General features: G+C 42.5%; 26 protein-coding genes. 2 read left to right on the top strand and 24 right to left on the bottom strand.

The window, feature by feature from the left end:
- Positions 1-13: 13 nt before the first annotated feature.
- From glmU to yabG, 8 genes are all read right to left on the bottom strand, one after another.
- The gene (gene glmU, locus ACOJQI_RS00325) at positions 14-1,390 is read right to left on the bottom strand and encodes a bifunctional UDP-N-acetylglucosamine diphosphorylase/glucosamine-1-phosphate N-acetyltransferase GlmU (protein WP_421382539.1); all 1,377 of its coding nucleotides are present in this window, start codon (positions 1,388-1,390) and stop codon (positions 14-16) included.
- Positions 1,391-1,648: 258 nt separating this feature from the next.
- The gene (gene spoVG, locus ACOJQI_RS00320; protein ID WP_113928178.1) at positions 1,649-1,945 is read right to left on the bottom strand and encodes a septation regulator SpoVG; all 297 of its coding nucleotides are present in this window, start codon (positions 1,943-1,945) and stop codon (positions 1,649-1,651) included.
- Positions 1,946-2,409: 464 nt separating this feature from the next.
- Positions 2,410-2,784, bottom strand: a complete 375-nt coding sequence (gene ridA / locus ACOJQI_RS00315; RefSeq protein ID WP_421382537.1) for a 2-iminobutanoate/2-iminopropanoate deaminase — start codon at positions 2,782-2,784, stop codon at positions 2,410-2,412.
- A gap of 1 nt (position 2,785) precedes the next feature.
- Complete coding sequence (gene purR / locus ACOJQI_RS00310) at positions 2,786-3,634, bottom strand: pur operon repressor (protein WP_421382535.1); 849 nt, start codon at positions 3,632-3,634, stop codon at positions 2,786-2,788.
- A gap of 62 nt (positions 3,635-3,696) precedes the next feature.
- Positions 3,697-4,566 (bottom strand): 4-(cytidine 5'-diphospho)-2-C-methyl-D-erythritol kinase, encoded by an 870-nt coding sequence (gene ispE, locus ACOJQI_RS00305; protein WP_421382533.1) that lies wholly within the window; start codon positions 4,564-4,566, stop codon positions 3,697-3,699.
- A 360-nt stretch (positions 4,567-4,926) separates the two neighbouring features.
- Positions 4,927-5,085: a small, acid-soluble spore protein, alpha/beta type gene (locus tag ACOJQI_RS00300; RefSeq protein ID WP_421382531.1), complete on the bottom strand. Its 159-nt coding sequence runs from the start codon at positions 5,083-5,085 to the stop codon at positions 4,927-4,929.
- A 183-nt stretch (positions 5,086-5,268) separates the two neighbouring features.
- Positions 5,269-5,535 carry a biofilm formation stimulator Veg gene (veg, locus tag ACOJQI_RS00295; protein WP_409252466.1) on the bottom strand — a complete coding sequence of 89 codons (267 nt, stop codon included), beginning with the start codon at positions 5,533-5,535 and terminating at the stop codon, positions 5,269-5,271.
- 403 nt (positions 5,536-5,938) lie between these two features.
- On the bottom strand, positions 5,939-6,832 hold the full coding sequence (gene yabG, locus ACOJQI_RS00290; protein WP_421382528.1) for a sporulation peptidase YabG: 894 nt from the start codon (positions 6,830-6,832) through the stop codon (positions 5,939-5,941).
- A 187-nt stretch (positions 6,833-7,019) separates the two neighbouring features.
- Here yabG and ACOJQI_RS00285 point away from each other — a divergent pair, with 187 nt between their 5' ends.
- Positions 7,020-7,421 (top strand): VOC family protein, encoded by a 402-nt coding sequence (locus tag ACOJQI_RS00285; protein WP_421382526.1) that lies wholly within the window; start codon positions 7,020-7,022, stop codon positions 7,419-7,421.
- 46 nt (positions 7,422-7,467) lie between these two features.
- On the opposite strand, the gene rsmA is transcribed toward ACOJQI_RS00285, so the two are convergent.
- The 5 genes from rsmA to metG form a co-directional block, all read right to left on the bottom strand.
- Positions 7,468-8,346 carry a 16S rRNA (adenine(1518)-N(6)/adenine(1519)-N(6))-dimethyltransferase RsmA gene (gene rsmA, locus ACOJQI_RS00280; RefSeq protein ID WP_421382524.1) on the bottom strand — a complete coding sequence of 293 codons (879 nt, stop codon included), beginning with the start codon at positions 8,344-8,346 and terminating at the stop codon, positions 7,468-7,470.
- Positions 8,339-8,899, bottom strand: coding sequence for a ribonuclease M5 (gene rnmV, locus ACOJQI_RS00275; RefSeq protein WP_421382523.1), 561 nt, complete (start codon positions 8,897-8,899; stop codon positions 8,339-8,341). The genes rsmA and rnmV overlap by 8 nt, the downstream gene beginning before the upstream one ends.
- A gap of 151 nt (positions 8,900-9,050) precedes the next feature.
- Entirely contained in the window at positions 9,051-10,271 is a 1,221-nt protein-coding gene (locus ACOJQI_RS00270) for a ubiquitin-like domain-containing protein (protein WP_421382521.1), read from the bottom strand.
- 242 nt (positions 10,272-10,513) lie between these two features.
- Positions 10,514-11,281, bottom strand: a complete 768-nt coding sequence (locus ACOJQI_RS00265) for a TatD family hydrolase (protein ID WP_421382519.1) — start codon at positions 11,279-11,281, stop codon at positions 10,514-10,516.
- A 424-nt stretch (positions 11,282-11,705) separates the two neighbouring features.
- Positions 11,706-13,670, bottom strand: coding sequence for a methionine--tRNA ligase (metG, locus tag ACOJQI_RS00260; protein ID WP_421382517.1), 1,965 nt, complete (start codon positions 13,668-13,670; stop codon positions 11,706-11,708).
- A gap of 495 nt (positions 13,671-14,165) precedes the next feature.
- Here metG and ACOJQI_RS00255 point away from each other — a divergent pair, with 495 nt between their 5' ends.
- A complete protein-coding gene (locus ACOJQI_RS00255; protein ID WP_421382515.1) occupies positions 14,166-14,450 on the top strand; it encodes an AbrB/MazE/SpoVT family DNA-binding domain-containing protein in 285 nt (94 codons plus the stop codon).
- 429 nt (positions 14,451-14,879) lie between these two features.
- On the opposite strand, the gene ACOJQI_RS00250 is transcribed toward ACOJQI_RS00255, so the two are convergent.
- The 11 genes from ACOJQI_RS00250 to ACOJQI_RS00200 form a co-directional block, all read right to left on the bottom strand.
- Entirely contained in the window at positions 14,880-15,734 is an 855-nt protein-coding gene (locus tag ACOJQI_RS00250; RefSeq protein WP_421382513.1) for an STAS domain-containing protein, read from the bottom strand.
- 94 nt (positions 15,735-15,828) lie between these two features.
- Positions 15,829-16,704, bottom strand: a complete 876-nt coding sequence (rsmI, locus tag ACOJQI_RS00245; protein WP_421382511.1) for a 16S rRNA (cytidine(1402)-2'-O)-methyltransferase — start codon at positions 16,702-16,704, stop codon at positions 15,829-15,831.
- A 30-nt stretch (positions 16,705-16,734) separates the two neighbouring features.
- A complete protein-coding gene (locus ACOJQI_RS00240; protein WP_421382509.1) occupies positions 16,735-17,484 on the bottom strand; it encodes a tRNA1(Val) (adenine(37)-N6)-methyltransferase in 750 nt (249 codons plus the stop codon).
- A gap of 202 nt (positions 17,485-17,686) precedes the next feature.
- Complete coding sequence (yabA, locus tag ACOJQI_RS00235; RefSeq protein WP_006837667.1) at positions 17,687-18,058, bottom strand: DNA replication initiation control protein YabA; 372 nt, start codon at positions 18,056-18,058, stop codon at positions 17,687-17,689.
- Positions 18,059-18,072: 14 nt separating this feature from the next.
- Positions 18,073-18,900, bottom strand: coding sequence for a PSP1 domain-containing protein (locus ACOJQI_RS00230; protein WP_421382507.1), 828 nt, complete (start codon positions 18,898-18,900; stop codon positions 18,073-18,075).
- A gap of 6 nt (positions 18,901-18,906) precedes the next feature.
- Positions 18,907-19,890 (bottom strand): DNA polymerase III subunit delta', encoded by a 984-nt coding sequence (gene holB / locus ACOJQI_RS00225; RefSeq protein WP_421385359.1) that lies wholly within the window; start codon positions 19,888-19,890, stop codon positions 18,907-18,909.
- A 19-nt stretch (positions 19,891-19,909) separates the two neighbouring features.
- On the bottom strand, positions 19,910-20,350 hold the full coding sequence (locus tag ACOJQI_RS00220; protein WP_421382505.1) for a YaaR family protein: 441 nt from the start codon (positions 20,348-20,350) through the stop codon (positions 19,910-19,912).
- Between the two features lie 18 nt (positions 20,351-20,368).
- Positions 20,369-20,698 carry a cyclic-di-AMP receptor gene (locus ACOJQI_RS00215; RefSeq protein ID WP_421382503.1) on the bottom strand — a complete coding sequence of 110 codons (330 nt, stop codon included), beginning with the start codon at positions 20,696-20,698 and terminating at the stop codon, positions 20,369-20,371.
- 167 nt (positions 20,699-20,865) lie between these two features.
- Positions 20,866-21,510, bottom strand: coding sequence for a dTMP kinase (gene tmk, locus ACOJQI_RS00210; RefSeq protein ID WP_421382501.1), 645 nt, complete (start codon positions 21,508-21,510; stop codon positions 20,866-20,868).
- Positions 21,511-21,574: 64 nt separating this feature from the next.
- Positions 21,575-22,972 (bottom strand): aminotransferase class I/II-fold pyridoxal phosphate-dependent enzyme, encoded by a 1,398-nt coding sequence (locus ACOJQI_RS00205; RefSeq protein WP_421382499.1) that lies wholly within the window; start codon positions 22,970-22,972, stop codon positions 21,575-21,577.
- Positions 22,973-23,081: 109 nt separating this feature from the next.
- Positions 23,082-23,279, bottom strand: coding sequence for a sigma factor G inhibitor Gin (locus tag ACOJQI_RS00200; RefSeq protein ID WP_421382497.1), 198 nt, complete (start codon positions 23,277-23,279; stop codon positions 23,082-23,084).
- Positions 23,280-23,298 lie beyond the last annotated feature (19 nt).

The following is a 23,298-nucleotide window of genomic DNA, read 5'->3' as shown; positions in this document are numbered from 1 at the left end:
GGCAACCTCCAAATTAGTTGTTGTTAAGATTTAATTTATTGACATAGTTCTCTTTATTCACTTGACGCGCTCTTGCAATGGACAGGGACTCTCCCGGTACATCCTGGGTGATCGTGGAACCGGCAGCGACATAGGCACCTTTTCCAATGGTAACCGGAGCAACAAGGTTTGAATTACAGCCGACGAAAACGCCATCTTCGATTTTAGTCAGGTACTTATTCTTTCCATCATAGTTAACCGTAATGGATCCACAGCCGATATTCACATCTTCCCCTACTTCGGCATCTCCGATATAACTTAGGTGAGAGGCTTTGCTGCCTTTTCCGAACGTTACTTTTTTCAGCTCGACAAAGTTACCGATCTTGACTTCATCCATAACTTGAGACTGAGGCCGGATATGCGCAAACGGACCGATGTTCACTTCAGAACCAATCTCACTATCATGGGCGACTGATTGTTTGATCGTCGTATTATCTCCGATTTTACAGTCTATAACTTCTGTTTGAGGCCCTATGACGGAATCTTCACCGATAACAGTATCACCTTTGATTACTGAACCTGGATGAATAACTGTATCACGGCCGATTTCTACATCTGCTCCAATGTAAGTAGTATTGGTATCAATGATCGTAACACCATTGCGCATATGCTTTTCGTTAATCCGTTTCTTCATGATTTGCTCAGCCTGCGACAGGGCAACCCGGTCATTTACACCCAGCGTTTCTTCGAAGTCATCCGTTTGATAAGCACTGACGACTTCTCCCTCTGCTTTCAGGATTTCGATAACATCTGGTAAGTAGTATTCACCTTGGCTGTTGTCATTAGACACTTTCTTCAAAGCGTCAAAAAGCGCCTTGTTATCAAAGCAATAAGTGCCTGTATTGATTTCCTTTACAAGGCGTTCTTCTTCAGAAGCATCCTTGTGTTCGACGATCTTTTCAACTAAGCCTTCTTCATTGCGGATGATCCTTCCATAGCCAGTCGCATCTGCAGGCTTGCCAGTCAGGATGGTCGCTTTGGCATGCAGCTCATCATGATGCTTTAAAAGCGCTTCCATTGTTTCAGCTTTAATAAGCGGGGTATCTCCGCAGACAACAAGCGTCGTTCCTTCCAGTCCGCCAAGTACATCTTCCGCCTGCATAACCGCATGGGCCGTTCCGAGCTGCTCTGCCTGAAGGGCAAATTCACTTCTGCCATCGAGGTGTGTCTGGACAAGCTCAGCCCCATGTCCAACAATTGTTACGGTCTTATTTATATCAAGAGTGGTAATTTGGTCAACGACATGTTCTACCATCGGCTTATCACAAACCGGGTGCAACACTTTATATAACTTGGATTTCATTCTGGTTCCCTGTCCTGCTGCTAAAATCACGGCATATCTATTTGTCATATATATAGGGCCCTCCATTATCCTTTTTTCCATTACGAATATATCCTAAAAACCTGTATATTTCAAGGAATCTCTATAAAATACACATATTTGACAATGCTTAGGGAGGTATTAAGCGGAACAAACCAAGGATGACAAAATTGAATCATCAGCATTTGGCATAAGCGGGAAATACAAGAGGAGCTGTGCAGGGGGATCATATGAGGAAAAAAAAAGAGAGCCTTACTATAGAAGTAGGCTCCTGCTGTCACTATTCTATTAAGAAGCACTTCCTGCTTCTTCGAGTTCCACTTCTTCCAACTCACCTAAACGATGGTATTCTGTAAGAACGGCTTCCTGAATTTTACCGCGGGTACCTGAATTGATAGGATGAGCGATATCACGGAATTCCCCATCTGGAGTGCGTTTGCTTGGCATTGCCACAAACAATCCGTTGTTGCCATCAATTACACGAATATCATGTACGACAAATTCATTGTCCAGTGTAATGGAAGCAATGGCTCTCATTCGACCATCGGTATTCACACGGCGTAATCTGACATCTGTTACTTCCACTGTGTTCACCACCTTTTTCCCTAGATGAAATCTACTTAATGTATTCAACGAAATCTTTTCAATTCCTTCTTAATTTGTAAAATTTTTTGAAAAATTTCCGTTTTTTTAGAAATCTTCGATCAAAAGGCAGTTTAAACCTTGATATATAGGGAATAGTACCTGATTGATTATTATTGTTTTTTATTAAGAATTGAAGAAATGGACCAATTCTTGAAGACTTGAGAAGAAATTTGGTCAATTATCTTCGGAATAAACCAAATTTTTAACACTAAACGAGAAATTTGGTTGAATACTCTATGAAACCGACCAGATTTCAATCCACTTCTAAAAATTTTGGTGCATTCATCAAAGAAATGGACCAATTTTTGATGACCTGTAAAAAAATTCGGCTCAATACTATCAAAAGGGATATTGTCTAATAAAAAGAAAAAAGGTAACGCCTAATGCATTACCTGATCTGTCCATTATTTAACTAGTGCGATGACCTCAATCTCTACAAGAGCATCTTTCGGCAGTCTTGCCACTTCTACACATGAGCGGGCCGGTTTATGAGTATTGAAATACTCGCCATAAACTTCATTAATTGCACCAAAGTCGTTCATGTCCTTTATGAAAACCGTTGCTTTCACTACAGTTTCAAGTGAAGCTCCTGCCTCTTCCAGTACAGCTTGAAGATTTTTGAACACTTGATGCGTCTGTTCTTCAACTGTTCCTTCAACCATTATTCCCTCTGCGGTCAATGGAATCTGGCCGGAACTGTAGAATAGGTTGTTGACAATAATTCCTTGAGAATAAGGTCCGATAGCCGCAGGGGCTTTTGACGTGGAAACGCTTCTCATATTAATTTCCTCCCGTTTCTAAAAATGAAATGTTTGCCTGAAAGTAATTCCCTTCAGATACCCTGATCTGCTTTTCTTTTACATCGACATCAGACAATTTCACCAGGGAGATATATTCATCCACCAGTCGTTCGTCTGCATTCTCCGCTTCAACAAGAACAGCAATTCCCGATAGCTCGGCAGAAAACTCATCCAGGAGGTTCTTCATCCCATTTACGGTTCCCCCTGCTTTCATAAAGTCATCAACTATCAATACCTTGGAGCCTTCCTTTAAACTTCTTTTCGAAAGGACCATCGTCTGGATTCTCTTAGTGGACCCTGAAACATAGTTAATGCTCACAGTAGAGCCTTCTGTCACCTTGCTGTCCCTTCTCACGATTACCACAGGGACGTTCATGTGACTGGCTATTGCATGGGCAATAGGGATTCCTTTCGTGGCAACCGTCATGATCACATCAATATCACTGTCAGCAAAAGCAGAAGCAAGGAGCTTCCCTACCTTGTCCATCTCCCGGGGATTTCCAAGGAGATCAGTCATATATAAATAGCCTCCTGGCAGCAGTCTCTCAGGATTTGCAAGGTGCCCGCAAAGTTCTTCAATGACTTCCTTGGCATCGGAAACACTTACTTTAGGGATATATCTTACACCGCCAGCGGCACCCGGTACCGTTTGGACAGTTCCTACACCTCTTGTCTCAAAGGTCTCCTTGATGATTCCAAGATCTTCACTGATAGAAGATTTGGCTGAACTATATCGTTCAGAAAAGAACGTTAGAGGCACTAGTTGATGCGGACGTTCAAGCAAATAGTGTGTCATATCAATTAGCCGTTCACTTCTTTTGAATTTCACTTCATCGTCTACCTCCTCAAAATCCGAATATTTTAAGCTAAATATAACATTAATATACGGATTTAGGCAAGCGTATTTCGATCTCCTTGCATCCTCACAGCAAAGACCTGGTCGCAAAATCCGCGAAGTCCGTTATAAATTCTCGGCAGTCTTGATTCATATTGAACCAGCCCGAAAACAGTAGGGCCGCTTCCGCTCATTAAAACAGCATCCGCCCCGAACCGCTCCATTTGTTCCTTGATCTGCTGGACCTCTGGATGCATTTTCAGTGTCACCGACTCCAAGACATTCCCCAAGCTGTCGCACATACGGTCATAATCACCATATTCCAGAGCGGACAGCATTCCTTTTGTGTCAGGATGGGTAACCTGATCAAGCTTGAGGTTCTTGTATACATCCCCGGTGGATACTCCTATCGACGGCTTGGCTAAAATGACCCAGCAGTTTGGCGGAGCTTTAATGTGCTGAATCTTCTCACCTCTTCCTTTTGCTAAAGCCGTCCCTCCATACACACAGAAAGAAACATCTGATCCAATTTCCGCCCCCATCTCAGCAAGTTCGTCCAAGGAAAGTCCCAAGTTCCATAAGTCATTCAACCCTCTGAGTGTGGCTGCAGCATCACTGCTCCCGCCTGCCAGTCCGGCTGCAACAGGAATGACTTTATCTATGGAAATCGAAACGCCTTTTTTGATCCCAAGTCTTTCCTTCAATAAATGAGCAGCCTGATATGCAAGGTTGCGCTGATCGTCAGGGACAAACCGGTTGTGCGATAATATTTGGATCGTGTCTTCTTTCAACTCATTCAATTCAATACGGTCAGCTAAATCAATGGTTGTCATGATCATCTCGACCTCATGGTAACCATCCGGGCGTTTATGGAGGACATCAAGAGTAAGATTGATTTTAGCTGGCGCCTTTACTAATGTTCTCAAATTAAATCACCTACTTTTATAAAAACCAATTCAACGAACATTCTTCCTTAAAACAGAATAATGGATGGTCGAATGTCCTTTTCGTTCGCTTTTATGCTTTTCTTGGAAATATCTATGGAAACTATTTTAGCATATTCCTTCTTTCGCATGCTGCAAAACCCCCACTTTTTTGTACAGTTTACTTTCATGCTAGCCTTTAATACTAAAGATAATTCATGAACCGCATGTTTTGATGCAGTTTTTTTCGTTATGTACAGAAAAAAGATCGGCTTGAAGGCGTTTTTTCCTTCGAGCCGATCCTCTTATCGCGGCAAATCAGCAATTGCATCTTTCAGGAATCTAGGAATGATTATTGACCATTCATTTTTGCGCAAGCTCTACTGCTCTTTTGACCATATTGCCGGCATCCTTTGACCGGATGCCTCCCCAGCCCTCACGCTGGACAGTATCATAAAAGCCAAGTTCTTTTGCGATTTCTTCCTTTAAACGGTCGGACATCACGCCTCGTCTTCTGCTCATCACTATTCCTCCTTATTTAAGGGCCGCATGTTTAGCATGAGCAAAATGGCGTGAAATCTTACAAGGGGACTTTTTCATGTAATTCCAATTTAAACGTGTCCGCCTGTCTTATGTAAAACTTTCATCTCACACAGCAGGCCAATTCATTTTTATTTCAAATGAAAAAGCAGTAAACAAAGTTGTTTACTGCTCAAGGATCATTGCTCCTGCTGCTTCATCATAGAAAGTTAACTCAACTGTATCAGTGAGTACATCTGCATAGCTGTAAGAAACTCTTTCAAACGCATTTTCTTCTTGATCTAATTGAACGACGAATACTGAAGGATAAGTCTCTGCTAACACACCAGAACGTTCAATCGTTTTGCGACGTCCGCCATTGGCTTTAAGCATCAAGCGTTTTCCTAAATTAGAATCAAGGGATTTTTTTATGTCGGCTAATGTTTTTGGCATTACGCTTCCACCTCACTGTAATTAGTATAACACTTTATGTAGCGAAAGTCAAATAAATTTATAATTTTATCAATAACTTTTAATCTCTGTCAATGCTTTTCATTCAACAAAATGCTTTTTTTTTCAACAAGTGTAGCTTTCCCTCACGGCTTTTATATTATGTAAGTGACTTTCTCAGGCTTTCGTATGTCTTTTTATAAGAATTTTTGTCGAATATTTTTTTGCATTTCCTTGATTTCTTTCCTACTATTTTCTCCCCTGCATTTCCTTCCTTTTTTGTATATATTACCCGCGGTACCTTCAATTCACACACCTTCCAGGATATTCAGTTGATTCTGATTTTCAGATAATGTAAGGACAGGCTAATAAAAAGAGCCGTAATGAATTTGCTTCATACGGCTGATTATTCATCTTCCACCGGCTTATAAGGCATTCCTGTCCTCAGTACACCTCTTGTTTCAATTCCGCCCAATCCCTTATCACCTGTCAGTGTGTTCCTTAAAATATCCCAGACATTGACCGGCTCAGTAAATGCGGTAAAGCTGATTTTCGCGACAATATAGACGGGGTCCAAGGCATGGATATTCACCCGTAATGGCGAACTGGCAAAGTTGGCTCCAGCATGGATCAAGGATTCAAAGTGGGATTGGCATGCACCTGCAAAGATGACAAGCTGATCCAGATGGGGCACCCTTCTTCTCGCCTCTTTTACCGTATTGACAAAGTAACGCGAATGTCGATAAGCATTTATATCCGATTTCTTGCCCTTGGTTTTCGTATACGCATCATGACCGGTGATCACGAGGATATCCGGGCGGTATTTTTCAACTAACTTACCGATCCTCTCAGGCATTTCCTTCTCATTGCAATGCACGCCTGTAACTGGGACTCCTATTTTTTCATATAAGTCGAGACATTTCTGCAAGTACGATTGATCTCCATCAAGGTGCAGCACTCTCCCGGGTATCTGGAAGTAGTTGTATTCCTCACGGTAAGCATTGGTTGCATTATACTCCTGCTTTTGTTTCTGCAGGTCGATATCCTGCCTGAACAGCTCCAGCGACTGCTGTTCCATGGACCTGAATTCCATGGTTCTCCTTTTGTGCTCACGCGGGTCAATAAGCTCCAGGTCGTCAATAGGGGCATCTGCAACCAGCCTGTAATCTTCTCCATATAATATCGCCGTTCGAACGCCGCCCGATTCCATTATGTCGATGATTCGAAATAGTATGTCACACTGATGGGATTTCCGGCCGACGATGGCATTGACCTCTAATTTCACTGGCGTCAACTCCATTGGATAGTACATCCTTTAAATAATTCTTCCTTTAGTAACCTATGCACCTGCCCGAAAATCGGTGTCTTGTCATCAGGGGTGCGTTTCTCTTGTAACCGGCCGTATTATTAACAACTTTTTATCCATTTGAAGGAATCCCGTATTTTTAATCGAATAGTTTACTGATTATAAAAAAGGGGGCGTTGATATGTCTGAATTCATTTCCCATGTGGCAACATTAGAGATCCCTGTAAGAAGCTTAGAGAAATCCATACCATTTTATAAAGAAGTAATAGGTGTGGAAGTGGAATTTAAGGGTGAAAAGAATGCCATGCTGACATTCAGGAAAAAAGGAGTACCAACTATATTTATGGTTGAAACAGAAGAATTAGACCGGATTTCTTTCAATAATTCAAATACTGGCATTGAGCACACAATCATCGATTTCTATACTGCTGACTTAGAAGGTTTCTATAATTGGCTGAAAGAGAAAAACGTTGAAGTCGGTCCGTTGAACATCAACCCAGACCATGGATTTGGGGGATTTGGATTCAGAGATCCGGATGGCAATTTCTTGAGTGCAACAAATGTTCTGCATGAAGGGCAGTAGCAATAAAACGAAAAAAAGGATCGGGAAGCCCCCGGTCCTTTTACTGTTATTTAAATAATGGAAGAAGCTCGTTGCTCAAACTGGCGAACTCTTGAATACTCAAGGTCTCTCCCCTTCTTCCCGGCTCTATCCCTGCTCTTTCCAAGCTGGCAAGTATTCCATCCTTTTTTTGTTTTCCGTCAGGCAGCTGGCTTGTCAGGTTATTTAAAATCGTTTTCCTCCTTTGAGCAAAAGAAGCCCTCGTCACTTTAAAGAAAAATTCCTCATCATCCACTTCAGCTGCAGGCTTGTCTCTCTTCATCAACCGGATTACTGCTGAATCAACATTAGGCTGAGGCATGAAAACGGTCTTCGGCACTGTCATGACTGTCTCTGCTTCCGTGTAGTACTGAATGGCAATAGACAGAGAGCCATATTCTTTTGTTCCCGGTTTGGCCGCTATCCTGTCGCCCACTTCCTTTTGGAGCATTACGCAGATCCCCTTAATCGGCAGTCCTTCTGTCAAAAGCTTCAGTATGATCGGAGTGGTTACATAATATGGAAGATTGGCAACAACCATGATATCCTCATATCCATCCAGTTCCTTCTCGATCATTTCCTGAACATTGGCTTTCAAAATATCTTCATTGACAATCGTTACATTTTTATATGGTGAGAGCGTATCTGCCAGGATAGGAAGAAGCCTCTGGTCAATTTCAAATGCAAGCACCTTTCCTGCCGTCCGGGCCAGATGTTCGGTCAGCGCTCCGATTCCGGGCCCGATTTCAATGGCTGCTGTTTTTTCCGTCAAGCCAGCATATTCAGTGATATTCCTTAATATATTAGGGTCAATCAAGAAGTTCTGACCCAGACTCTTCTTAAATGAGAAGCCGTACTTCTGCAATATCTCCTTTGTCCGTATAGGGGTCGCAATATCTTTATGCATCTGTTTCCTCCTGTAAAATGGTATTGATTGCTTCAACAAACTCCTCTTGCTTGATTTCAAACATTTTTAATCTTTTATGAAGCTGTTTTCCATTGGTGTATCCAATACGCAGCAATTCTCCCAGCCGTTCTCTTCTAGCCTTTGCCTTCGGACCTCCAACCAAACCTGCATCAATCAGATCGTCGACACTGATTTCTTCTTCAAAAGCTTCATTTATCATATGTGCTTCTTTAAGTGCCTCTTGTATGGCAGCCGGGGAGGCATGCTCCACTCCTATTCCCCTGCCGTACTTCGGAAGGGCATCCTGCTTTGATATGAATGCATGCTTGCAGCCGGGTATATTATCACTCACTATTTTCCTTATTCGTTCACCAGGATAATCAGGGTCGGTAAAAATAATGACTCCTCTTTTTTCCTGTGCATGTTTGATTTTCAATAATGTTTCCTTCGAAACAGCAGAACCATTCGTCTCAATTGTGTCAGCATCAACTGCACGGCGTATTGCCGTCGTATCATCCCTGCCTTCCACCACAATGATTTCTTTAATTTTCATATTTCCTCCAAAAAAATGAAACATTTTTGTAATGTAATCCGTCTAATAAGTAACAAGACTTTTTGCTTGTAAGGTTTATTATATCGTTTTCTGGGTCAAAGAGAAAAGGAAATCAAAAAAGCAGGAGGAAATCCCCCTGCCCTTAAAATTATCAGTTTAAGATTTTAATTTTCACTTGTTTTCTTCCCCAGCGATAAGCGTCGGATTTAGAAGAGAAGAATACATCAATCTTGTTCCCTCTTATAGCTCCGCCTGTATCGGCAGCTACTGCATATCCATAGCCTTCTACATACACTTTTGTTCCCAATGGAATGATAGAAGGGTCGACAGCAATGACCTTGATACCAGGATTGGCTCTTAGATTGATTCCAGTCGCCGTGACGCCCGAACAGCCGTTACAGTTCCCAGTGTATGCTGTTGAGCTCACATAGAATTCCTTGCCTCCGCTGCTTGGACTGGATGCAGAACTGGAGGAACTGCCGCGTGATACTTGGGCAACGAGTACCTTCGTACCAACATTGACAATCTTATCCCGGCTTTCTTTAACTGTTTCTTCACTGATCAGCTTGCGGGAAACCTCTTTGCCGTTTTCCTTCACGACTTCAAACTTCTTCTCGATCAATCCCTGCTGTCCAGCTTGAACAACTTCTTCTTTGCCTTTTATAAGGTCGGAGTCCTTCCGGGTTACAACAGCAAATTCTTTCGGTTCTTCCACTACATCGGTGACTTTTTCAACTCGAACGACATTTATGACATCATTTGCTTTAACAGTGCTGTCTAAATTGGGTTCCACTCGGTCTTCTTCCGCTAGTGTGATTCCTTGTTGCTTTAAAAAGTCAGCGACCGTAGTCGAAGTTGACCATGCATCCTTTTCATTTCCCCCATCAACAAGTTTTATAGGGAATGCAGGTGCAATCTCAACTTTTGTTTTTTCTGTTACCTTTTCATCAAGGCTGACATTCACCTTGTCATGTTCACCAACCTCGATCTTTTGATCAGCCAGCAGCTCCTTGACTGTCTTAGCTGTCGTCCAGACCTTCTTGGTTTCACTTCCAACCTTAATTTCTACCTGTTTTGCCGGTTCCCAAACCACTTTCATGTTATTTGTAACCTCGGTCGATCTTGTAGGATACAAATAGTCTTCTGATTGCAAAGGAATCTTTAAATCTTGCAAAATATCATGTATCGTATTTGCGTGTGTCCTAATTTCTTTTTCTTCGCCATTCAAAGTCAGCGCGACCGACTTCTTTGTCCCCTCGAACAGAAGGTACCCGAAAACTGCCGCAAAAGCTACTATACTTACGGTCAGAATGGCCCATTTCCTTTTTTTCATCGACTTGGAAAACAGGTTTTTCATGTTTTCTTCACTCATGAAAAACGCCTCCTTTTCTCGGAGTGATTATATTAGACTAGTAACACACTTGTCAAGCCTAACCCCCTTAGTTTTGAGTCTAGCAATTTTGGGAACATATCGCCATTATGCCAAAACCTCAAACCAAAAGGGAAGGATAACTTCTCGACAAGGTTATCCTATGAAAGAGATGAGAAATGTAGAACATTAGATTTTTCCACACTTGCGGGACAAGCTTTACCAAAACTCGACAAATTGATTTATCAATTTATGCCGAATATTTTTTTTGCATTCATGGTTGTTTTCTCTGCTACTTCTTCAAATGAGATGCCTTTAAGTTCTGCAATCTGCTCAGCAACCAATTTCACATAAGATGGTTCATTCCGCTTTCCGCGGTAAGGATGGGGTGCAAGATACGGGCAGTCCGTTTCGATCAAGAGCTTTTCAAGAGGGACCTCCTCCGCTACTTCCTTCGGCTTCTTCGCATTTTTGAAGGTCACGGGCCCTCCCAAGGAAATGAGAAAATTCATATCCAGGCAGACACGGGCTGTCTCCGGGCTTCCGCTGAAGCAATGCATGATTCCGCCGACTTCCTTTGCATCTTCTTCCTGTAAGATATCCACAATATCCTGTGTTGCTTCTCGGTTATGTATAACAATCGGCAGCTTGACTTTCTTAGCCAGCCTGATCTGTTTGCGGAACACTTCCTGCTGTATGTCCTTTGGCGACTTATCCCAGTGGTAATCCAATCCAGTTTCGCCTATGGCGACCACTTTCGGATGAGATGACAGTTCTTCTATCCAGTTTAAGTCTTCATCCGTCATATCAATGGCATCTACCGGGTGCCAGCCTATGGCCGCATAAAGAAAATCATATTTCTCGACGAGCTCCATGGCCTTATTGATGGTCGGACGGTCAAAGCCGACAACGACCATATTTTCGACTCCCTCATTCTGAGCCCTCTTTATGACTTCTTCTAAATCTTCGCTGAATTGATCAGCATTCAAATGGACATGGGTATCAAACAACATAATATGACTCCTTTTGATAGTAATATTTTATAATATTCTTCTATGACAAGCTTCTCACTTATGTAACGTTTTCCTAACAAATAGAAATAGTTATGAGTCATTACATACTTTTTAATCCCTTAAAATAAGTGCGCAACTTGATTTCCGCTACAGGTGCACGACTCCGCGGGGCGGGCAGTGAGCCTCCTCGGCTGCGCCTGCGGGGTCTCACCTGTCCCGCTATTCCCGCAGGAGGTCGTGCACCTTTCGCTTCAATCAAGAAACACATTTTATTATAAGAACCATTCTATTTTTAAAAGCCTGTTTAAAATATAGAATTTCACAACTCAATGCAGGTTTATTGTTACCCTGTTAAAAACCCATTAAACATTTTATGGAAAATTAAAGAGAGTGTTTCACGTGGAACACTCTCTCTATTAAGGTTTTATTTTACTTTTGCTCCGTTTGCCAATGATTCATCCACACTTGCCAATGAGAGTACCCCATCTTTTTCCCCGGCAAGAATCATTCCTTGAGACAATTCTCCACGAAGTTTAACTGGTTTGAGGTTCGTTACACAGATTACTTTCTTTCCGACGAGCTCTTCCGGCTTGTAGAATTTCGCAATTCCGGATACTACCTGGCGTTTTTCATAGCCGAGGTCAAGCTGGATCTTTAGAAGTTTATCCGCTTTTTTTACTGGCTCTGCATGTGTTACGGTCGCCACTCGGAAATCCACCTTCATGAAATCATCAATTGTGATTTCCTCGGATTCCGGTGCCTTTTCTTCTTGTTTCTCTTCTTCTTTTGGTTGAGATGCAGTGCCGCGCATCTTTTCCTGGATGTACTCAACCTCTTCGGAAATATCGAGTCTAGGGAAGATCGGCTCGCCTTTCTTCATCACATGTGTCCCGGCAGGAATCATGCCGAACTCTTCAAGGCTTTCCCAGCTTGTCAATTCTTCCTGATTCACATTCAGTTGTTCAAAGATTTTCTCAGGAGTCCTTGTCAGGAATGGCTGCAGCATCACCGCAGCACGGCGAAGCGTTTCCGCCAAATGGACCATGACATTTCCTAATTCATCTTTTTGCTCTTCTTCTTTTGCCAGGACCCATGGCTGTGTTTCATCGATATACTTGTTGGTACGGCTGATCAGCTGCCATAAGTTCGATAATGCCACTGAGAACTCCATATTTTCCATTGCTTCTTCATATTGAGCAACCGTTTCTTTATTAACCGAAAGGAGCTCTTTATCAAACTGTCCCTCTGATCCTTTGTATTGTGGAATTTCACCATCAAAATACTTATTGATCATTGCTACTGTACGGTTCAGCAGGTTACCCAGATCATTTGCCAGGTCAAAGTTGATTCTTTCGACAAACCCCTCCGGAGTGAAAACACCGTCAGATCCGAAAGGAACTTCACGTAACAAGTAATAACGCAGGGCATCCAATCCGTAACGATCAATAAGAGTTACAGGATCAACTACATTTCCTTTGGATTTCGACATTTTTCCATCTTTCATTAATAACCAGCCATGAGCAAAGACTTTCTTCGGCAGAGGAAGATCCAGGGCCATTAACATAATCGGCCAGTAGATTGTATGGAAGCGGACGATTTCTTTCCCGACCAAATGAACATCCGCCGGCCAGTACTTAAGATATTTCGTGTCATCCTCTGTTCCGTATCCAAGTGCCGTAATATAGTTGGAAAGAGCATCGATCCATACATAGATGACATGCTTGGGATCTCCAGGGACCTTTACACCCCAATCGAATGTAGTTCTGGAAACAGCGAGATCTTCCAGTCCTGGTTTAATGAAGTTGTTAATCATTTCATTCTTACGGGATTCCGGCTGGATAAACTCAGGATTTTCATTATAATACTCCACCAAGCGGTCGGCGTATTTACTCATTTTAAAGAAGTAAGATTCTTCTTTAACTTTTTCTACCGGACGGCCGCAGTCAGGGCAGTTTCCGTTTTCAAGCTGGCGCTCAGTAAAGAAAGATTCACATGGAGTGCAATACCAGCCTTCATATTGATCCAGATAGATATCTCCCTGTTCAAGCAAGCGGCTGAAAATCTTTTCAACAATATCTTTATGGCGTTTTTCCGTTGTGCGGATAAAATCATCATAAGAAATATCAAGCTTCTTCCATAAGTCTTGGATGCCAGAAACAATGTCATCCACATATTGTTGCGGTGTAATTCCGCTCTCTTCTGCTTTTCTCTGGATTTTCTGGCCATGTTCGTCCGTACCTGTCAAATACATTACATCATATCCGCGCATTCTTTTATAACGGGCCATGGCATCTCCTGCCACTGTTGTGTAGGCATGTCCGATATGTAAATTTCCACTAGGATAATAAATTGGCGTTGTTAGATAGAAGGTTTTTAGCTTTTCCTTCATTTCTCTGTTCCTCCCTTTTCATTTCAATATGTGTTTTATTAGACTCACAATTTCCCCTTCCAATCTTCATTAGAGGAGGAGAAGAAACTGTTATTTTAAGCGCTGTAATAAATACATCATAACCTCTTGTATCCTCAAAATATACCTAAAATAAGTTGATTCTGCAACTAACTGAGGACATCCCTCCCACACATTCGACATAGGATTATAAACTTTGTCGTTTTTTGTCGAAAACATCAAAAGTGTTAACCTATAATTCGACATTGGTTAACTCAAGTTTGTTTTCAGATAATAATAATAAATTGGGAATTTTATTATAAGGCTCCTCGCAAAAACCCTTTAAAATCAACATTATTTCGATAGTCAAAATATAAAAATTTACAATTTTTATTATTGACGGATTTTGGAATCGCTGTTATTATAGATTCATAATCAAAAATATGTCGAAAAATGACGAATTCAAATATAGCATTTTTTCGAGAGGAGATATTAATAATGAAATCAACTGGTATTGTACGTAAGGTCGATGAACTTGGACGTGTGGTAATTCCAATTGAATTACGCCGTACTTTAGGAATTGCTGAAAAGGATTCTTTGGAAATTTATGTGGATGATGAGAGAATCATCTTGAAAAAATATAAGCCAAGCATGACTTGCCATGTGACTGGTGAAGTATCTGAAGACAACATTAAGTTGGCTGATGGCAAATTGATCTTAAGCCGTGAAGGTGCAGAAAAGATCATCAAGGAAATCCAGGACTCTTTCCAACTTGAAAAATAATAGATAAATAAAAGTCCCCTGAGAACAGACACTTTTTAAAAGGTGTGTTCTCAGGGGACTTTTTGTTATTGTTGTGATTTCCGCTCCAGGACCACGACTCCGCGGGGCGGGCGGTGAATTAAAAAGCGGAAGCGGCCGTTTAGCACCGTACAGATTGGAGGAATCTCGGATGAGATAAAGGAAACACAACGAACAAAGTGAGTTGATGTTGACTTATCGCAAGAAGAGAGACCGAAATCTGCTAGGTTCTGGCCGCTGGAGCTGGATTGGCCTCCTCGACTGCGCCTACGGGGTCTCACCTATCCCGCTATTCCCGCAGGAGGTCGTGTCCCCTCCGCTCCAATCAATCCTTGTTTGTATTATTTGTATTTTAAAATATTCTCTATTCAAAGAAATAGGATGAAATCATAAGAGATTTCATCCTTCAAGTTAAGCTTCTATCTTCCGGCCCATTTTCTGCAGAGCTTGCTGTAATGTGTTAAAGGTCTTGATGTCTTTTAAGTCGAAGCCGAGCTGGACAGATGTCATCGCTACTTCCGGGCTGATGCCGGACAGGGCTGTTTTAATGCCCAGGAGGGATAACGCCTGAATGATGGAGTAAATCTGCTGTGCAACCATGGTATCGACAACAGGTACACCCGAAAGGTCAATGCATAGCTTGTCCACTTGTTTCTCTATACATTTGGCTGGCACGGTTTCCATTATCCTTGTTGCCCGTTCAGTATCAATCTCCCCTATCAGCGGCAGGACAGCGATTGTGTCTCCCACAGGAATAATCGGTGCGCCTAATTCTGCAATTAGTTCATACTGAGCTTTCATCCGTTCCCTGGTGATATGATAATACATTTTGGAAAATTCCTGGATTAAAAGATCGAATGCAGAATGAATCGAATGATTCCACTTCAGGATCTGCTGCTTGGTGATGTCATTTTCCTGTTCCTCCACAAATGTATCCAGGAAATCCATAATGACCGTCCGGAATTGATGGACAGCTTCCAGTACTTCATAAATTGGGGTGCCAAGGTCTGCCCGGCTCTTCGCTACCATGGCTGCCCATTGCTCACGGTTTTGCTGATATTGTTCTTTATCCTCCAGTAACGAGCTGGCAATTGTTTTTGTCGTTAAGGCATTCTGCTCCCTCAAAAGCGCCTCATACTTTTCATCAGCATCAGAAGAATATATGGAGTTAGGCCTTTTCTGCCTCATCTTTAACCATTGATCAGCCAGAGTCTCTATATTATCAATCATTGCTTGAAATAATTTCTCATCCATATGTTTTGTCATAGCTAACTCCTTTTGGAAAGTCGTTTCCATTCAAGTGTAGCAAACCCGTTCTGGATTGAACACTAAAGACCCTTATCAGAATTCCGGCAGTCTGTTACTCAACGTGGAATGCCTGGTAGACATCGCGTTTTGGGAGCCCTCTTTCTTTGGAAACCATTTTAATCGCTTCTTTTGAGGATACTTCTTTCTCATCAATGTAATGCTGCACATGCTCATAAAGTGTCAGTTCCGTCCACCACTGTTCTTCTTCCTTTTCACCCTGTACCTCTTTGCTTCCGTCGACAATCAGGCAGAACTCTCCCCGGATTTCTCCCTCGCTGCTCCATTCAAGTGCATCTTCAAGAGTGCCTCTTATAAATTCCTCAAATTTCTTCGTCAGCTCTCTCGATAGAACGATGGACCTGTTGCCGAGAATCTCCTTCATTTCCTTCAGAGTCTCTTTCAACCGGTGAGGGGATTCATAGAAAATCAACGTGCTGTTCTGTCTGGAGAGGATTTCAAGTTCCCTGCGCTTTTCTTTTTTGTTTCTGGAAAGAAAACCATAGAAATAAAAGGGCTGCGGTACTAATCCTGATGCAACCAAAGCGGTAAGGGCTGCATTTGCACCCGGAAGAGGAATGACAGGAATCCCCCTGTCCACCGCCTCTCTTACAATTTCAAATCCTGGATCAGATATACAGGGCATGCCGGCATCACTTACAAGAGCGACTGTTTCACCTTTCTCTATCCGTTCTATAAGCTTTACTCCGCTGGTCTCTTTATTGTGCTCATGATAACTGACGACAAAGGTATCAATCTCGAAATAATTACATAGCTTCTTAGTGTTTCTTGTATCCTCTGCTGCGATGACATCGCATTCTTTTAAAATCCGGACCGCCCTGAACGACATATCCTCAAGGTTGCCAATCGGGGTCGGCACGAGATAGAGGGACCCTGCTTCAGAATCCTGAAAGCTTTTCTGTGTTTTCATCCTCTTCACCTTCTTTCGGTTAGTATACCTTTAACTGTCTTGTTGTCCATATAGCATCTTGTGGACTTCGCTTCGATAACTATTATCTTCATTATATACAATCAACGGCTGCAGAACTTTTAAGTCGGGACTGCCGTCTTTTATCCCCTCCACCAAAACGGTGTTGGCTTCCTTATGCTTATTGGGATAAACAAACCGAATCCGCTTTGGCTCTATTCGGTATTCTCTCATGAGGGTAAGCAGGTCCACTCCTCTGCCGGGCCTGTGAACAAATGAAGCCTTGCCTCCCTGTTTGAGAAGAAAACTCACCGTCTTCACTACATCCTCAAGTGTACACAGCAGCTCATGGCGTGCTATTGCGTAATGTTCATTGCTGTTGATTTTCTCTTTCTCCGCTTTAGAAAAATAAGGCGGATTGCAGGTAACAGCATCAAACTTGTCGTTTCCAAAGCGGGCAGGCATGTCCTTGATATCACCATGAATCATTGAAATTTGGTTCCCGAGCTGGTTATAATCAATACTCCGGTTGGCCATTTCAAATAACCTTTCCTGAATTTCGACCCCGGTAATCGGCGCACTGGTCCTGTTGCTCAGCATCAACGGGATCACCCCGTTACCTGAACACAAATCGATGATCTTCCCCTTCCGCTTAGGAATACTTGCAAAGTTCGCCAGTAAAACAGCATCAAGCGAAAATGAGAACACCGAGGGACTCTGGATGATCCGTAAATTTTCCGCAAGCAGATAATCCAGCCTTTCATCTTCTTTCAACAAAACCATATTTTCTCCTCCGTAAACTTCTATGTAAACCTTTATAATTACTATTGTTCGATATCTGCCTGTTTTTTAATAAAACTTTTACCTATATTTTATCATCTTACTTGATTTTGTGGTTTGCAGCGGAGTTGCGCATCTTGAGCGGAATTCCCCCTTCATCTAAAAACGAAGCCTCCCTGCTGAGCAGGAAGGCTTAAAATTGAAGCTATTTCTTATTGAGAAAAGATAAACAGAACAAACAGTCTTCATCTTTCCGGGGACTGCCAAAGTGGATATTGCAGATATGGAAACCTTCCTGATACAGCCGGGCCAGATTGTCATACCCTTCACCGACATCTAATGATTTATCCTCGGAATGAGACTGCTTGGATCCCTTTTTACCTTTTCGTGCAGCGCCTTTTGATGAGTTCCCTGTTTGCTCCAGTCTTCTGCGCAAATGTTCATTTTCCAGCTGAAGGGAATTGTTTTCTTCCAGAATTTCCGCTAAGACCTGTTTCAATTCACCCAGCTGCTGGTAAAGCTGTCCTATTTGTTGCTCCATGTTACTGACTGAATCAAAGAACTCTTTTTTATCCACTAAACTCCACCCCGTTACTCTGTGGCTTGAATTGAGACGGCACTTTCGTTTGAGATTTCATCCAAAGTAAATTCAAGAACCCGTTCAACTTCTTTAATATCGACTTTGATGACACGCTCCAAAATATTAAGACCGACTACTTTACCTTCACCCTGCGGCGTGCTGATGATCTCTCCAACATCCGGCAGTTCTTCCTTGGCCGTTTCATATTCGTCATTCTCATATTTCAGGCAGCACATGAGACGGCCGCATAAACCGGAGATCTTTGTCGGATTAAGGGAAAGATTTTGATCTTTCGCCATTTTGATTGATACTGGTTCAAAGTCGCCCAGATAAGTTGAGCAGCAAAGCATCCTGCCGCAAGGGCCGATTCCGCCGAGCATTTTGGCTTCGTCCCTGACTCCGATTTGACGGAGTTCAATACGTGTGCGGAATATGGATGCCAAATCCTTAACTAATTCACGGAAGTCCACCCTGCCGTCAGCCGTGAAATAAAATATCACTTTATTTCTATCGAATGTATATTCTACATCAACCAGTTTCATATCCAGCTGATGTTCGGTAATTTTTTTGCAGCAGACTTCATACGCCTCTTCTGCTGCTTCTTTATTTTCCTGTACGGCCATCTGATCTTTATGATCGGCCAGTCTTATTACTTTCTTCAGGGGCAGGACCACATCGTTTTCGCCAACCTGTTTACGGTCAACAACCACTTTGCCGTACTCCACTCCCCTGACTGTTTCTACGATTACATAGTCATTCTTTTCAATCTCCAGTTCGCCTGGATCAAAATAATATATTTTACCCGCTTTTTTAAAGCGTACGCCTACAACATCGTACAAAGGAAATCACCCCTGTAATTTTAGCACAAGCTGTTCCAATAACAGCTGAGTATTCATATTTGCGTTAAGCTTCCGTTTTGCTTCAAGTACGGCCGTCATCTTATCAGACAGACTGTTTGTGGAAACCTGAAGCGCATCTGACTCCCATTCCTGCCTCTTATCCGGGTAAACCAGCTTATCTCCTTTATCTATCTGTATATACAGGAGATCTTTATATATAAGAAGTAAAAGATCCAATGCTCGATCTATTTGATGTTTCTCTTTGAAATGCTCGTTAAAATCCTCCTGCAAACTGATCATTGCCTGAAATGGACTTTTGCGAAGGACTTCATACAATTTTAACACTATTATTCTTGCTTGTGCAAACCACTCTTCGCCGCTTAATTCAAATGCTTCCTGGTAATTATTAGTTAAACTTGCTGTCAGGGCAGCCAAATTCACATTTACTCCCTCGGCAACAAGCCTTTCTTTTATCAATTCCCTTGGAAGGGGCTGAAAGGAGACCACTTGGCAGCGCGATATGATAGTCGGCAGGATCCGGTGAACCTGTTCCGTTATCAGGATGGCTGTGGTTTCGGACGATGGCTCCTCAAGGAATTTCAGCAGGCTGTTCGCCGCATTAGGGGTCATTTTATCCGCATGAGATACAATATAAATCTTCTGTTTGGATTCAACCCCGGTTTTGCTGAATTCACTTTGCAATGTCCTGATTTGTTCCTTTTTTATCGAAAGGCCATCCGGTTCAATTGCATGGACATCTGGATGATTATGATTATTGATCCTTTTACAGTTGTTGCATTGGTCACAAGCTATCCCATTCACTGGTTGTTCGCATAAAAGCGACTTAGCAAAGAGGACAGCAATATCTTTTTTCCTTGTTCCTCTTTCTCCCTCAAAGAGATAAGCATGTGCCACCCGCTCTCTCTTGATACTGTTAGCCAGCATCTGCAGGACAACAGGCTGTATTTCATTGAGTTCTTCCCAGGTCATGGACAACACGATCACTCACTTACGTATATAAATTAATTAACAGGCCTCTTACTTCACCTATTTTTCCTAATATATCAATGGATTGCTTTTCTTCGTTCAATATATCCTCAGTCAATTCCATGAGCTTACGGTCAACATTTTCGACGATATTCAGCTTTCTGCCTTCCCCATGCTGATTCCACGTATGGGACTGCTTCAGATCCAGGCCATAATCGACCGCTTCCTTAACAAACCTCTTTACCAGTGTCTTATATTTAGCAAGATCCTTAAAGGTCCTTGAACGAGCCAGCCTTTCTCCTGCACTGGTGATATCACCCATCAGTTTTCCCAGCTGCTCCATCTGCAGCTTTTGGTCCTGTTTGCTTACAAGCGCGCTGAACCTCGTCGAACCTCCGGTGTTCGGTTTCTGTTCGGTATGCACCTTATCGACACCGACACGGAGATCATGGTTGATTTTCATTGCTGATTCCCTCTCATTCTAAAAATGGTGAAACTGTTCAACAGGCAGTACAAACACGGTTGCCCCGCCAACTTCCACTTCCACCGGATAGGGGACATAAGAATCGGCATTGCCGCCCATAGGGGACACAGGTGCTACCATTTGATCTCTTGACTTACAGCTATCCCGGATGACCTGGAGCGCCTTCTCAACCCTGATATCTTCAACCCCGATCAAGAAGGTCGTGTTACCCGATCTTAGAAACCCGCCAGTACTTGCCAGCTTCGTCGACCTGAAATTATGCTCCATCAACGCATTGGATAGACGGTTGCTGTCCTGATCCTGTACTACCGCCATTATCATTTTCATCTCTTCCACTTCCTCCCAAAAGTTTTTCCGAAAATCTGTTTATATACTATTATAGCAAGAATATTCCTTACATAATATCGCATATTGTTCAAACTGGCCAAATAAATTATGGAAAATTCAAACAAATGTTGATTCCCTGTATACAGCTATCACAAGAAGACCAGTCTTTATTTGACTGGTCTCTCCGCTATAAACTTCTCAACTATATCGAAAGCATTCTGATAAACGTCATCAAAGGGCCTGCTGGCATCGATTTTTGTGATACGATCGGGGAACTGGTCGAGGAGCATGAAATAACCCTCTCTAACCCGTTCATGAAAATCGATGGCTTCCAGATCCAGCCGGTTCACTTCCCTGCCTTTATGTTTGCTGATACGGCCCAAACCTACGTCCGGCTCTACATCGAAGTAAAGTGTGAGATCAGGCATAGTATTCTCTATGGCAAACTTGTTGATGCTGTAGACCTCATCCATTCCTATCCCTCTGGCATGCCCCTGATAAGCAAGCGAGCTGTCCAGGAAACGGTCACACAAGACAATACCGCCTTTTTCTAAAGCCGGGATGACTTTCTCTGCTAAATGCTGTCTTCTGGCAGCTGCGTATAACAGCGCTTCCGTTCTTTCATCCATAGCTGTATTCTTAGGGTTTAATATGACTTCACGGATTTCCTCTGCAATCGAAATTCCTCCGGGCTCTCTTGTCAGCATGACATCAATTCCCTTTTCCGCCAGTTCATCAGCCATCTTTTGAATAATCGTTGACTTTCCTGCACCTTCAGGCCCTTCAACTGTTATGAATAATCCCTGTCTCATCCTAAAACCTCCGCCATTCATTGATGCTTGTTTCATTATAACTTATTTCAGGGGAAACTGCCGATTACAATAGGATCCTAATCTTTCCTTCTCCCAGCAAATGTTCACCCTGAAACCTTGCTCCATGTGCCATCAGCCATTTAAGCTCCTGAATGCTTTCTTCTGTAATTTCTTCACCGGGATAAAATAGAGGGATTCCAGGCGGATAAGGAGTAAGCATCTCTCCTGCTGTTTTGCCCGCTGCCTCCTCTAAGGAGACCCACTCCTTCGTTTTCTTTTCTATTTCTTTAAAGGAAAACCGCAGCGCAGTAATGTTTTTATATTTCTTAAAGAAAATAGGTTTGTCAGATTTACTTCCCGGTCTGATTTCTGTCATTTTTTCCAATGTTTTTTGGAATGGGAAAGGATCATCTTGTTTTAACAGGGGCAGGACGAACAGAACTTGATAAGGATCGGCCAATTCTGTAAAAATGCCCTTATGCTCCAACTCTTCCTGAAGCTGAAAACCGGTCAGCCCCGGAAGCCGGACCATGATCTTCAGCGGATCATCGCCTTCAATGACGTGATACCCTGCCTCTTTCAATCTATTGATAAAATCTTTTCTATTCCATAAAAAATAGTCGAGGTCATCATTTGAATAGGATGCTATATAATGACGTGCATAATCAAGTGAACCCATAATCGGATAAGATGGGCTGCTCGACTGAAGCATCCCTAAATACAACTCAACCTTTTTACTATTTATCTCGTCAGTTCGTATATGAAGATAGGAGCCCATTGTCATCGCAGGCAGGGTTTTATGAGCTGATTGAACAACAATATCCGCCCCCCATTTAAGTGCAGACACAGGAAACGGCTTCCCTATTGAAAGATGGGCGCCATGGGCCTCATCAATCAGTACCCTCACTCCATGGCTGTGACAAACCTCAATGATACTTTTCAAATCATAGACCATGCCATAATAAGTCGGATAAGTGAGGATCAGTGCCTTGACGTCTGGGTAGGTTTTAAGTGCTTCTTCTAACGTTCCCTGGGAAATGCCTGTGGATGTCGCGCTATGCTCATCAAACTCCTGATGAAGAAACACTGGATTCACATTGGCAAGCTTCAACCCATTCAGAATCGACTTGTGGCAATTCCGCTGTACAAAAACAGTGTCCCCTTCTTCACATACACCCAGGATCATCGCCAGATTTCCAACAGTGCTTCCATTCACAAGAAAGTAACTCTTCCTCGTTTGATAATGATCAGACAATAAGGCCTGTGCTTCCTTGATCGCTTCCGAAGGGGCATGCAGATCATCCAGCCCAGTCAGCTCCGTGACATCATATTGAAGGAACTCACCGGCTTGTCCACCCGCAAGTTCACCATTCTTATGCCCTGGAACATGGAAAGAAACAGTATCTTTTCTAATATGGGATTGCAGTGCCTCCACTAAAGGCATCCTGCTTTGATTGTTCATAAAAGCAACCCTTCCTGAATATGAAAATTAACCCTTCTATCTTATCACATTGCTTCCGGAATCCTATTTATCCAAAATAAAAAAACCGGGGACTTCCTCCCGGCTCCGTCTATGAATATATTTGCGGTGTATTGACTTTCTTCAACCTCTCTACAAAAAACTTATATTGAGGACTGTTCGTTTCAGCACCAACCATATCTTTCTCACAATCTATGCAGACAAACGATGTGTACAGATGTATGCCTGTCGCCTTCTGCTGACTGCAAATGATACATGTTTCCCTTAACGTTTTCTCTGTATTCAACACCAGTCTCTCCACCTCCATA

It is taken from the genome of Bacillus salacetis, assembly GCF_049177075.1.
In the GTDB taxonomy this organism is placed as follows: domain Bacteria; phylum Bacillota; class Bacilli; order Bacillales; family Bacillaceae_B; genus Rossellomorea; species Rossellomorea salacetis_A.
This window is presented reverse-complemented; position numbering and strand designations above follow the sequence as displayed.